11 protein-coding genes are annotated in these 12903 nt (G+C 44.2%); 9 read left to right on the top strand and 2 right to left on the bottom strand.

From position 1 onward, the window contains the following. Positions 1 to 316 precede the first annotated feature (316 nt). The 6 genes from RIG27_RS03870 (at position 317) to ygfZ (ending at position 7725) form a co-directional block, all read left to right on the top strand. Positions 317 to 748: an HHL1-like protein gene (locus RIG27_RS03870; protein WP_446342604.1), complete on the top strand. Its 432-nt coding sequence runs from the start codon at positions 317 to 319 to the stop codon at positions 746 to 748. Between the two features lie 358 nt (positions 749 to 1106). Then, on the top strand, positions 1107 to 3212 hold the full coding sequence (locus RIG27_RS03865; protein ID WP_446342603.1) for a M3 family metallopeptidase: 2106 nt from the start codon (positions 1107 to 1109) through the stop codon (positions 3210 to 3212). A gap of 361 nt (positions 3213 to 3573) precedes the next feature. Beyond that, entirely contained in the window at positions 3574 to 4437 is an 864-nt protein-coding gene (locus RIG27_RS03860; RefSeq protein ID WP_446342601.1) for a Uma2 family endonuclease, read from the top strand. Between the two features lie 150 nt (positions 4438 to 4587). Next, positions 4588 to 5901: an AAA family ATPase gene (locus RIG27_RS03855; protein WP_446342599.1), complete on the top strand. Its 1314-nt coding sequence runs from the start codon at positions 4588 to 4590 to the stop codon at positions 5899 to 5901. Positions 5902 to 5904: 3 nt separating this feature from the next. Further along, positions 5905 to 6555, top strand: a complete 651-nt coding sequence (locus RIG27_RS03850) for an RloB family protein (RefSeq protein ID WP_446342597.1) — start codon at positions 5905 to 5907, stop codon at positions 6553 to 6555. A 108-nt stretch (positions 6556 to 6663) separates the two neighbouring features. Beyond that, on the top strand, positions 6664 to 7725 hold the full coding sequence (gene ygfZ / locus RIG27_RS03845) for a CAF17-like 4Fe-4S cluster assembly/insertion protein YgfZ (protein ID WP_446342595.1): 1062 nt from the start codon (positions 6664 to 6666) through the stop codon (positions 7723 to 7725). A gap of 118 nt (positions 7726 to 7843) precedes the next feature. Here ygfZ and RIG27_RS03840 read toward each other — a convergent pair whose 3' ends face one another. After that, positions 7844 to 8143 (bottom strand): (2Fe-2S) ferredoxin domain-containing protein, encoded by a 300-nt coding sequence (locus RIG27_RS03840; RefSeq protein WP_446342593.1) that lies wholly within the window; start codon positions 8141 to 8143, stop codon positions 7844 to 7846. 176 nt (positions 8144 to 8319) lie between these two features. Here RIG27_RS03840 and chlP point away from each other — a divergent pair, with 176 nt between their 5' ends. Continuing rightward, positions 8320 to 9579, top strand: coding sequence for a geranylgeranyl reductase (chlP, locus tag RIG27_RS03835; protein WP_446342708.1), 1260 nt, complete (start codon positions 8320 to 8322; stop codon positions 9577 to 9579). A 404-nt stretch (positions 9580 to 9983) separates the two neighbouring features. Continuing rightward, a complete protein-coding gene (locus tag RIG27_RS03830) occupies positions 9984 to 10703 on the top strand; it encodes a choice-of-anchor K domain-containing protein (RefSeq protein ID WP_446342706.1) in 720 nt (239 codons plus the stop codon). A 767-nt stretch (positions 10704 to 11470) separates the two neighbouring features. Here the strand turns inward: RIG27_RS03830 and RIG27_RS03825 are convergent. Then, a complete protein-coding gene (locus tag RIG27_RS03825; protein WP_446342591.1) occupies positions 11471 to 12388 on the bottom strand; it encodes an Rpn family recombination-promoting nuclease/putative transposase in 918 nt (305 codons plus the stop codon). A gap of 181 nt (positions 12389 to 12569) precedes the next feature. Here RIG27_RS03825 and RIG27_RS03820 point away from each other — a divergent pair, with 181 nt between their 5' ends. Beyond that, on the top strand, positions 12570 to 12749 hold the full coding sequence (locus RIG27_RS03820; protein ID WP_446342589.1) for a hypothetical protein: 180 nt from the start codon (positions 12570 to 12572) through the stop codon (positions 12747 to 12749). Positions 12750 to 12903: the final 154 nt, after the last annotated feature.

The raw sequence follows: 12903 nt of genomic DNA, 5'->3' as shown, positions 1-12903 counted from the left end.
AGTTTCCCAGTGTCTGAGTCTGCCAGGAAGAAAAAATCTAAGTGTCTCCTGTTGGTTGGCAAAAATAGGCTAATTTTGATTCTTCAGAGATTAAATTAGCATACTTTAGCAAAAAAATAGCTGTTCTGCGGCATAATCGCCACTCCTTAAGCTTCCCTAGGTTCAACTTAAAAAATTTTTATCTGTGGGGGCGCACGTCAGTGCGCCCTTTATTTTATGTGGTGTCTGTCTTTCAGAGGCATCACCACACCTAGGCGGCACAAGTTTCCTGAGAATGATGTAAACTTTTGTTAAGAGAGTATCGGAGTAACTGAATATGACCACCCAACTCGGCTTTGGCAAAGTCCAACCCAAACAACAGAAAGCCAAGAAAAACAAAGTCAAACGGGCATCCGCTTCCCACAAGTATGATGAAATGCAAAAGTCGGGATTACCGGAATTCAATATCTATGTCCGGATTAAGGGAGAGAAAAACTGGTTACCGGCTGGCTCAATGGCAGTGAATCGCAGCAGTCAAATCAACCAGGCGTTATTTCAGCAAGAAGAGGAGTTACTCAAAGGAATATTTCGGCTATTCCCCAAACTGCGGAAGCGCCAAAGCGAGTTGGAATATGGTCATCGACTCAAAGAGTTTAAGGACGAACCCATCGTTGTGGCAACTCGTCCCCAAGGAACGCCAGGGAATTTGATTCAATCCGCTGTCAGCCAAGTTAAAGAACGTTTTTCATCATTACTTCAGCGTCAGTAGGTGATTGGAGAAGTTTTGACCTTTCGCTTCGCTCAAAGAGTCTAGTTTTGTGTATATAGGGGCGGGTTTCACTACTATCATTTTTTACCTCACCCAGATTGAACTAAACCCGCCCCGACGTAGAGACGTAGCATGCTACGTCTCTACTCCTTGCCTTCTACCATTTGAATCCATCTTCACGATGATAAGGATCACTGACTGAACAAAATATTCTTGCTAAGTATTTAATTTTCGCGCCTTACAAGTTCCCCAGGGAAGCTTCAGGCGTTAGTTTGATACAAGTCGGGCGGCAAGAGCTGCTTGCCTTGTATCACCATTACATGCTGTTTCAGTCTGATTTTGTAACCCGATACGACCCATGATTGCCAACCCAACTGTGACTGAGAATCTATTACGCCGTGGCAAGGGACTCCCCCCTTTTGACCAGATTGAGCCAAACCATATTGTGCCTGCGATGACACAGCTACTCGCTGAACTTGAGCAGGAATTAGCCGCCCTAGAGGAGGGGGTAACACCAACCTGGGACGGTTTAGTCGAACCCCTAGAAGGCTTAACCGAACGCCTCCGGTGGAGTTGGAGCATCGTGGGTCATTTGATGGGGGTGAAAAATAGTCCCGAACTGCGTGAGGCTTACGAAACGGTTCAACCTAACGTCGTTCAATTTATCAACACCCTTAACCAAAGCCAACCCTTATACAAAGCCTTTAAAGCCTTACAAGATGGGGATGAATGGCGTAGCTTAGAGCCAGCCCAAAAACGGATCGTCGAAGCTGCCATTCGCGATGCTGAACTCTCTGGTGTCGGACTTGAAGGAGAAGTGCGATCGCGCTTCAATCAAATCCAGATGGAGTTGGCAGAACTATCCACAAAGTTCTCCAACCATGTGTTAGATGCAACCAAGGCATTTAGCATGACCCTAACCCGTCCAGACGAAGTAGAGGGTTTACCCCCTAGCCTAAAGAGTTTAGCCGCTCAAGCCGCCCGTGCTGCCGGGGAAGAAAAGGCGACTCCGGAACAAGGTCCTTGGCGCATTACCCTAGACTATCCCAGTTATGTTCCGTTCATGCAACACAGTACCCGTCGGGATTTGCGGGAGAAACTCTATAAAGCCTTTGTCAGCCGCGCCTCTTCCGGGGAGTTGGATAATAGTCCTCTGATTGAGCGGATTTTAGAATTGCGTCAAGAAAAATCCCAGATCTTAGGGTTTAGAAGTTACGCCAAATTAAGCCTTGCCAGCAAAATGGCACCCAATGTTGAGGCGGTGGAGGGATTACTCGAAGAACTGCGTGGTGCTAGTTACGATGCGGCGGTTAAGGATTTAGAGGCGTTGAAAGCGTTTGCGGCGGCTAAAGGTGTCCCCGAAGCCAATGATTTGAAACACTGGGATATCAGTTTTTGGTCAGAACGTCAACGGGAAGAAAAGTTTGCCTTCAGTGCTGAGGAATTGCGTCCTTATTTTCCGTTACCTCAAGTGCTGGATGGCTTGTTTGGCTTAATCAAGCGACTGTTTGGGGTGATAGTTACGCCTGCGGATGGACAAGCCCCCGTTTGGCATGAGGATGTCCGCTATTTCCAAGTCGCCGATGAAACAGGGAGTGCGATCGCATTCTTCTATTTAGATACCTACAGTCGTCCCGCTGAGAAGCGTGGAGGCGCTTGGATGGACGATTGTGTGGGGCGTGCCAAACTCACGGAAGCGGGGACAATGACGACGCGCTTACCTGTTGCCTATTTAATTTGCAACCAAACGCCACCGATTGATGGTAAACCCAGTTTAATGACCTTTGGTGAAGTCGAAACCCTATTCCACGAGTTTGGTCATGGGTTGCAACACATGCTCACCAAAGTGGATTATGCTAGTGCAGCCGGAATTAATAATGTGGAATGGGACGCCGTGGAACTGCCCAGCCAGTTTATGGAAAACTGGTGTTACGATCGCCCCACGCTGATGGGTATGGCGAAGCACTACGAAACTGGGGAATCCCTGCCCGAACATTATTATCAGAAACTCTTGGCAGCCCGGACTTACATGAGTGGTAGTGCTATGTTACGGCAATTGCACTTTAGTTTAGTGGATATCGAACTGCACCACCGTTATCAGCCAGGTGGAGAAGAAAGTCCCAGTGATGTCCGTCACCGGATTGCCAAAACCACCACTGTGTTACAACCCTTACCGGAAGATTCCTTCCTCTGTGCCTTTTCCCATATCTTTGCTGGCGGCTATGCGGCTGGGTATTACAGTTACAAATGGGCAGAAGTCCTGAGTGCGGATGCCTTTGCTGCCTTTGAGGAAGTGGGTTTAGAGAATGAAACGGCTGTGGCGGATACAGGAAAGCGGTATCGGGATACAGTTTTGGCATTAGGCGGTGGTGTGCCACCGATGGAGGTATTCAAGGAATTTCGGGGACGGGAACCGAGTACGGAACCGTTGCTGCGTCATAGTGGATTAGTGGCAGCATTTTGACGGAATTGACTAGAGCATCGGTCAATAAACCCGGTTATGCAAGGTAAAATGCTAACATTTCGTTGTCCTCCGAGGGAGAAACCCAGTTTCTGGGAATACTTGACCGACGTTCTAGTGCAAGAAGGCAGAAATAACGCCAACAGCTAAGTAGGTGTGCAAAATTAATTTAACATTTTCCAAAATCAAAGTCCTTATCCTGTAAGGATTGCAGAAGATTGGGATATACAATTAATTTTGCTTAGGCACTTAACATCTTCCCCAGCTCCCAGACGTAGCATGCTACGTCTCTACATTGCTCCCCCAGCTTCATTTGCCTTGGAGCCTTTTGCGATAAAATACCTATTGCCTATTCCCTAAAAAAATGACTACTACCAAAATTGACGTACCCCCTCCTTTTCCTGATCATACCCAACTGCCCGAGTCCGATGGTACGTTTGTGAAAAATTTCCAAGAACATCCTCAAAGCCTGATTTTGACAGATTCCATTGGTTCAGTTTTGCAGCAACTCCATCCTGATGGTCAATACGCTATTGGACAAGACTGTGGTATCTATTGGCGCGAAACTAAACCTCCAGAAAAAGGTGCAGAGGCTCCCGATTGGTTCTATGTTCCCAATGTTCCCCCATTACTTAATGGTGAAATTCGCCGTTCCTATGTCCTCTGGCGGGAATTAATTGCACCGATGATTGCTTTAGAATTTGCCAGTGGCAATGGAGATGAGGAACGGGATGCTACCCCCTTATCCGTTTCCCCTGAAGGAGAAACCACTAAACCCGGTAAATTTTGGGTTTATGAACGGATTATTCGCATTCCCTACTACGCCATTTATGAAATCAAAACTAGCCAGTTAGAAGTCTATCACTGGCGAGATTTTTCCTATCAAAAAATCTCACCCAATGAACGGGGTCACTATCCCATTCCTCCATTAGGAGTAGAACTCGGACTCTGGCAAGGAACCTATCAAAATCAAACCCAACGTTGGCTGCGTTGGTGGGACAGTGAAGGTAATCTTTTATTAATTGGAGAAGAACGCGCTCAGTTAGAACGCCAACGAGCTGAACAAGAATCCCGACGAGCTGAACAAGAACATCAACGAGCTGAACAAGAACATCAACGGGCTGAACAAGAATCCCGACGGGCTGAACAAGCCGAGCAAAAAGCGACAAGATTAGCACAACGATTAAAAGCTATGGGAATTGATACTGATACAGAGGAGGGAGAGTAAGTTGGTATCCCCAGTCAACGTCAACAGTTAATGGATTAGTCCCTACGGGGCGCACCTATTTTTTGACACCGAGGTGCGCACAAATTTCAAGAGAGTTTTGGGTGTAATGTTTGAATGAGACTCGATAGTTAATCAAGTGAGACATCAGTTATGCTGGTTGAATTCAGTGTAGAAAATTATCGTTCATTTCAAGAACGGCAAACCTTAAGTATGGTGGCTTCGGAAGATGAAGCGATGCTCAGTAGCAATAGTTTCCCTATGCCGAAGACGAAGGATCTACACTTACTCACCAGTGCTGTCATCTATGGTGCAAATGCCTCTGGTAAGAGTAATCTCCTGCGAGCTATGCAGACATTACAGAAGATTGTGGTTAGTTCAGCCTCTCGAATGCAAATGGGTGATAAGTTTGATGTTGAACCATTTTTGTTTGATGCTGAATCTCAAAAGCAACCTACTGGCTTGGAAGTTATTTTTATAGATAATCAAATTCGTTATGAATACGGACTGAGTTTAGACGAACAGCGAGTTTATGAAGAGTGGCTACTTGCCTATCCGAAAGGACGTACTCAGACTTGGTTTTCTCGTGCCTACAATCCAGAAAATCCAGAATTCAAGGAAGATGATGGCTATGAATGGTCGTTTGGAACAGGATTAAAAGGAGAAAAGGAACGAATTAAAAAGTTTGTGCGTTACAATTCTTTATTTCTCTCTCATGCTGCCCAAAATAATCATCCTCAGCTTACAGAAGTATTTCAGTGGTTTAGAAAAAACTTAAATATAATTACTCCAGATTTTTCCAGTGACTACACTGCTCATAGATGTCAGGAAGACGAAGACTTTTGTCAAAAAGTCGTTAATCTTCTTATTCAAGCCGATATCGGTATATCGGATATAAATATCAAGATGGAAATGCACTCTTATTTATCTTTGCCGGATAAAATAAAAACAGAAATTAAAAACATGAAAGAAGTTCTCCAAAGCACAATTCCAAAATTTAGTGCAGAAAATTTTCATCTGATAGAAATAGGAATTAAATCTTTGCATAAGATGATAGATTCTGAAAAAGTCGTACCACTGGATATGGCTGACGAATCTGAAGGAACCAAGCGTTTATTTGAACTCGCTGGACATTGGTTAAACGTTCTTCAAGATGGAGATTTTTTAATAATTGATGAACTGGATAGAAGCCTACATCCAATTTTGTCAACAGCCTTAGCTAGAATGTTTAATAATCCCGACATCAATAAAAACCAGGCTCAATTAATATTCACAACTCATGATACGAGTCTTCTCGATGGAGAAATTTTCCGTCCCGATCAGATATGGTTTACGGAAAAAGACAAAAGTATGACCAAGCTCTACTCATTACATGAATTTAAGCCTTGTGAGGATGAATCCCTACAAAAAGGTTATCTGAAAGGTCGATATGGAGCTATTCCATTCGTCGGTGGACTCAATATTTAAACCATGCCAAAGCAGCGAGGAAAGTCTGAACAAGAACTCAGGCGAAAAAAAAAGTTTAGGCGACCCAGTAAATTAATTCTGATTGTGGTTGAAGGTCAAGAAACCGAATACAATTATTTTTCTGAATTAAAGCAGGATTTGAAATTACCGACAACTACGATAAAGGTAGTTTCAGGTTCTGGTGGCTCTTGTATCGATATCGTGAAAAATGCTATTAAACTTTGTGACACAAACCAGAGAGATAATCAGAAGAAGGGCAAGCCAAAATATGATGAAGTTTTTTGCCTCTTTGATGGGGATAGACCAGAATATAAGCAAGCTATAAAGGATGCTAATCGCTATTCAGTCTACAAAATTAAGCCAATTCTGTCGATTCCCTGTTTTGAGTTCTGGTTTTTACTGCATTACCGCTATACGAGTAGTCCCTTTGAAAATTGCAAACAAGTGATCGAGCAGTTAAATAGGGAATTGAAGCAAGTCGGCATTGAAGATTATGATAAAAGTAAATCAGGTTACTACGGTTTACTTAAGTTAAAAATTAATCAAGCTATTGCGAATGCTCAAAAATTAGAAAAGCAGTTATCAGAAAGTAATAACCCATCAACAACAGTACATCATCTAGTCACTCACCTGCAAACAAAAAAAAAGGTTTAGCGGTTGATTTTTCTCAAATTGCCAACGAACGACTGTTTTCCCGGTTCATCTTTTCCTCTACAATTCTTACTAACCAAGCCGTATTGGGTGAGCAACAGGATTTAACGTATGAGCCAAGCCTTACAAGAGATGCAGCGTAGTGCAGGAGCAACCTTTGATCCAGCCCAGGTACAAGTGCCAGCCAGTTTCGGCAATGATGCAGTCGCCCGACAAGCCCCGCGTCAAGGGGTGGCTTTAGTTGACTTATCCCATTGGGGATTGCTGAAAATCTCTGATGAGGATAGACTGCGCTTTTTGCATAATCAAAGTACCAATGATTTCCAGAAGCTGACACCGGGACAGGGTTGTGATACGGTTTTTGTGACCTCAACTGCCCGTACTATTGATCTGGTAACCGCTTACGTCACGGAAGAGGCGGTATTACTATTGGTATCCCCCAATCGGCGTCAACAGTTACTCGAATGGCTTGATCGCTATATCTTCCCCATGGATCAGGTGGAATTGGCGGATATCTCCCAGGATAATGCTATTTTTAGCCTAGTTGGACCCGAAAGTGATGCCCTTTTGACTAAATTTGGTGTGCAGTTGTCGATTGGTGAGGCGTATGCTAGTCATCAACATTTCAATCTAAAAGATATAGACGTGCGAATCGCTAGAGGAAGTGGTTTAGCACTTCCCGGATATACCCTAATTGTCCCCGCCAGCGATGGGGCAAAGTTATGGCAAATCTTAACTACAGCTAATGCTATACCAATGGGCGATCGCGTTTGGCAGCAGTTGCGAATTGAACAAGGGCGCCCACTTCCCGATTATGAACTGACAGAGGATTATAATCCCCTAGAAGCTGGCTTGTGGAATACGATTTCCTTTGATAAAGGATGTTATATCGGTCAGGAAACGATCGCGCGATTAAATACTTACAAAGGTGTCAAACAGCAGTTGCGAGGAGTGCGTTTACCAGTATCGGTGGAACCGGGAACCGTCATCACCATGGATGGGGAAAAAGTGGGTAAGTTAACCAGTTGTACGCCAACGGAACAAGGTTGCATCGGTTTAGCCTATATCCGCACTAAAGCCGGAGGCGTTGGGCTGAAAGTTCAGGTGGGAGAGGTTAACGGTGAAGTTGTGGATGTTCCCTTCTTAACCCACGAGTACCATGGAAGTCAGTAGGGGCGGGTTTAGCCTTTAATTGTTGTATCCTACCGATAACCTTTCAACAAAACCCGCCCTTCTTTCATTCTGCTGATCTTGGAGTTGGGTTTCCTTGCGTTTTCCCAACCTATAGAGGTCAATGATACTTTCGATACAGCATCGCCTTTACGGGTTGTCCGTCTTTGAGGTGTCGTTGTACTACGGCGGGAACTTCATCGGGGAGAACCCGACAATACCATGTTTCTTCAGGTAAAACCACGACCATCGGACCATTGCCACATTCTCCCAGACAAGGGCTACCGCCAACTGTAACCCCCTTGATAGGTAAAGCTTGAAATGCTGCCAAGACTTTGGCTGCACCTTGTTTACGGCAAGTACGGTGCTGACATACCAGTATTTGTCTTGTCGGTTGTGGTGACAAGGGTGGTGCTGACATATCAGTAGGGGACTCAACAGTTGTCCTAATTTTAACGATGCAGATAGTTGTCCTGGGACAAAAGACCAAGGACAACGGACAAAATATTAAGCTTTGTGAAGGCAATTGTTAAGCTGTATTTCAAAATGAGCCGCGATCGCACATTGCGGATGAAATCACCAAACGTCCGTGATACCATGCAATCCGTACCTCGAAAACGATTGGGAGAAAAAATGCCTGCACTAAGGGTTGCGGTTGTTGGTTCAGGACCTGCTGGCTCGTCTGCCGCAGAGACTCTAGCAAAAGCTGGAATCGAAACCTACTTGTTTGAGCGTAAGCTAGACAATGCTAAACCCTGTGGCGGAGCCATTCCGCTCTGTATGGTTAGTGAATTTGACCTGCCACCTGAAATTATTGATCGGCGAGTCAGAAAGATGAAAATGATCTCGCCATCGAATATAGAGGTGGACATCAACCTGGTAAAAGAAGACGAATATATTGGCATGTGTCGCCGCGAAGTCCTCGATGGCTTCATGCGGAACCGCGCTGCCAAGCTGGGTGCAAATTTAATTAATGGCACTGTTCATAAACTCGATATACCCACAAGTAATACAGAACCCTATACCCTTCACTACGCTGATCATTCCGACGGAAGTCTCAATGGGGTACAAAAAACCCTAAAGGTAGACCTAGTGATTGGTGCTGATGGCGCGAATTCCCGCGTGGCTAAAGCAATTGACGCTGGGGACTACAATTATGCGATCGCGTTCCAAGAGCGGATTCGCCTGCCAGGGGACATGATGAACTATTATGAAGACCTGGCAGAAATGTATGTAGGTAACGACGTTTCGCCTGACTTCTACGCTTGGGTTTTCCCCAAATACGACCACGTTGCCGTTGGCACGGGGACGATGAAGGTGAACCAAGCCAAAATTAAAAAGCTACAAGCAGGGATTCGTGCTCGTGCAGCCAAGAAACTTGTCGGTGGTGAAATCATCAAAGTTGAGGCACACCCCATTCCAGAACATCCCAGACCTCGCCGAGTCGTGGGTCGGGTGGCTTTAGTTGGAGACGCGGCGGGAACGGTGACGAAATCGTCGGGTGAAGGGATTTACTTTGCGGCAAAATCCGCCCGGATGTGTGCCGAAACCATTGTTGAAACCTCTAATGGTGGAACTCGCATTCCCACCGAAGCTGACCTCAAGCTTTATCTCAAGCGCTGGGATAAGAAGTATGGCATCACCTATAAGGTGCTGGATATTCTGCAAACCGTCTTCTATCGCTCCGATGCGACTCGTGAAGCGTTTGTAGAGATGTGTTCTGATCTAGATGTGCAGCGACTCACTTTTGACAGTTATTTGTACAAAACGGTTGTACCAGCTAATCCTTTAGTGCAGCTTAAAATTACTGCCAAGACGATTGGTAGTCTGTTGCGCGGAAATGCTTTAGCACCTTAAAAGTTCAGCTTAAACCCGCAGGCAGCAGCATTTCGTGCTGCAGGAAAGCGTTCTCACGGCTCTTGGGTAGAAACTGCACCTCTTTCTACCCACTCGACAATACGTTATCACCCGCCGACCTCCCCACATAAGCTCAACATGGACGGTCTTCGGAATGGGATGAAGTCCGGCATTCACTGGAAAAATAGGGTAAAAAAATTTTTGGGGTTAGCATCAGTACATTTAAATCTGATGCTAATTTTTTCATAAAGCTTTCATGAAGTTGTGTCAAGCTTCATCAAGATTGTGTAAAGATGAGGAAAATTTGCCGAAAATCCTTCAGAAACCCATTAAACTTTATACAAGTAAAAATACATATAAATTATTCAACTGGGTACATGGGCATGAAAACTGGGTACATGGGCATGAAACTCAATTCTTTAACGACTCTAGTCTCCACAGTTGCTTTGGCTACTTTAGCGTCTGTTAGCTTATCCAGTAGCGCTCAAGCTCAAACCTTTGTGGGGAACTCTAGTGGAACTTGGGGCACTCCTGATCCAGGGACGAACACCAGCCCTTTATTTTCCGGTGTTGGTACTGACACGTTTGAGTGGGGACAAGCAAGTTTTGGCACGCCTCAAAACCGACTCAGTTTTGCTGGCAATGCGTTTTCCACCAATATTGACACATTATTCCAAGTGGGTGATTTAACGTACTTCAACGGGTCAACGTCAATCAATACGGCAGTTGATTCAGTACCCCTAAACGTCGAACTAGCATTTACCGATCCTACTGGCTTCACCGAAAGTTTTGCCTTTGATTTTGATATTGTTAGTATTCCTAACACTAATGATCCAGAGGAAAGTGCTGATTTTGTCTTCCCCATGAGTAGCTTTGGCGATCGCAGCTTTAGTTTTGATGGAATGGACTACACGCTTGAGTTAACTGGGTTTAGTCAGGATGGTGGTGCAACAACAGTTGACGAGTTCCGTGTGCTTGAGGATGCAACAACCACAGCTGCGGTTTTTGGCAAAATTACCAAAGCACCTGTACAAGATGTTCCTGAGCCTACCGTCTTAGGTGGTCTAGGATTATTAAGTCTTTACTTGATCAAGCGTCGTCGTGGTCAACACGAACAAGGTTAGACTCCGAAAGCTGTCTGGTGAAGCAGAATGATCATCACCAGTGTGAGCAGAGGGTAGGCAAGGTACAGTTTGCCCCATCCCTCTGTTTTGTGGCTTTTTCTCACTCGCCTGTCAAGAAATCTTCATCTTTGTAAAGTTCTGATAAAGCAAATCGAGATATCTATAAAGTTTTTATAAAGATGACCGATTTTTATTGTCAATCAGCTAATTAGGGGCTTACTATAAAAGTGCTGGTAAGTTCAACTCACTTATTCAACCAGCGAATCCTATACAGAAACACTAACTGAACTGTCTATCTAATCCTAAATCTATTCCTTGGGAGTCCCCTCTTTTCTAGTAAAAGGGGGGATTCTTAGTTGTGGCGTTCTTTATTGATTGACAGAGGGTTAATAAGCTCTCACGCATTTAAATTGGAAATGGGTAGCGAGGAACGAGCTTTAGTCAAAGCTGAACGGGAAGCCACTGTGTTAGCACAAGTCTTGCGACGTCGTACTCGACGTAAACGATTGAAACGTTAGTTCGGGTGTATAAAAGAACAAGGTAGAGGGCAGACAATTTCCAGGAAACAATAAGCTGTTCGGCATTTAAACCTGGTTTTCATCCTTGTAGTACGAGCATCTTGCTCGCTACTAATATCATGTCCGCACACCTTATTAAGACGAAATTAAGACGAATGGCACTGACAGCTTATGCTGGTGGGCAATGCCCACCCTACGGTATATCAAGGTTTCGTCGATCCAAAAATGCTTATTTCAGTGCCATTCTTATTAAGACGGCGAATGTTCGTCTAACCAACGTTCCAAATCCTCTAAACGATTTAAATCTAAAATCTCCTCGGTTAAATTTTCTAACTCTTGTAAAGGCAAAGTTTCAATTTTGGTACTTATCGCCTCTGGCAGTTCTCCAAAACGCTTTTTAAGTAGACGCATAACTAGAGCGATCGCTTCTTGCAAACGTCCTTTTGCTTCCCCTTGTTCTGCCGCATACGTTATCCGCCCTTTCTCATCCTGCAACATGATCCCTCGCCGTTCCACGATGTCTAACTCTTCTGAGGTCATTTTGGCTTGGTTGGCAATGTTTAAAGCCACTTCTATCTCAGCTACTTCCCCTAAACTATCAGGGATGTTATCTAGATGAGCTGCTTCTTTAAGGAAGTAAATCCATTTATCGCTCAAACTTGTTAACTCTGATAGGCTTTTGTGGAATTTCGGGAGTTCTACGAAAATCAACTGTAATTCTGGATCAGGATATTCAAACTTATGATTTTTTTCCTGAAAAACAAACTGATTTATTACATCATGGCTAACATTGAACAAAACAAAATCGGTTATTGTTACAGCGATCACTGGGTTTAGAGTTAAATAATTTTCTCCGATTCCTAATTGATTACTATATGCTTTAGCCAGATTGTACACGACTCGTTTACTAAAAGCCGTTACCCGCGCTATTTGCATTTCAATAATAACGACTGAACCATTAGCTAGAACAGCTTTTATGTCTAAATAAGTATCTTTTATGCTCATTGCCTGACCCGGATTATAGGGATTGACAATGGTTAACGATTGAATAGTTTTATTTCCTCCATAAATAATCGCGTTGAGAAAGCTAATTAAAATATCTTTGCTCTGTTCAGAACCAAATATTTTTTTAAAGGCATAATCGACTTTAGGGCTGATAAATTTCATAGGTTTATCCCGGTTAAGCCTGAAGTTAAAGGATCGCTAGTAATCTTATTTTAGTAGTAAACCAGCGTCATGGCTTTTCTATTGGGTTGTGGTTATCCTGATGCTATCAAAAAAACAATAGGGAACCTGGCGCGTGCGTAGGGGCGGGTTTCACTATTATCTTTTTTGGTTGCACCCAGATGTGACTAAACCCGCCCTGCCTTTCTCCGGTGAACAATCTCAACACCATTGGTTTTTTGAGGATAGGTACATTTATATCGCAACCATAGACTTTAACCTATGCCAGGGGTTTGCGATCGCGGCGAATGTCATCACTGCCACAAAAATTAATCTTTATTTACAACAATCTTTCCTGAGTTAACCAAACCTGCGATCGCGCCTTCTCTGACTGACGTAAATCTAGGGTTTTTGGCGATCAGGGCAGATCAGACTGAAAGGATGCGATCGCGCCAAACCCCATCTATATCTCCCATTTCCCATCAGCGTTGAGCTGGAGTCAGGTGGCTAACGTGAGC

It is taken from the genome of Coleofasciculus sp. F4-SAH-05 (genome assembly GCF_040222985.1).
Taxonomy (GTDB): domain Bacteria; phylum Cyanobacteriota; class Cyanobacteriia; order Cyanobacteriales; family Coleofasciculaceae; genus Coleofasciculus; species Coleofasciculus chthonoplastes.
The sequence above is the reverse complement of the archived record's forward strand: the minus strand, read 5'-3'. Positions and strand labels throughout refer to the sequence as shown.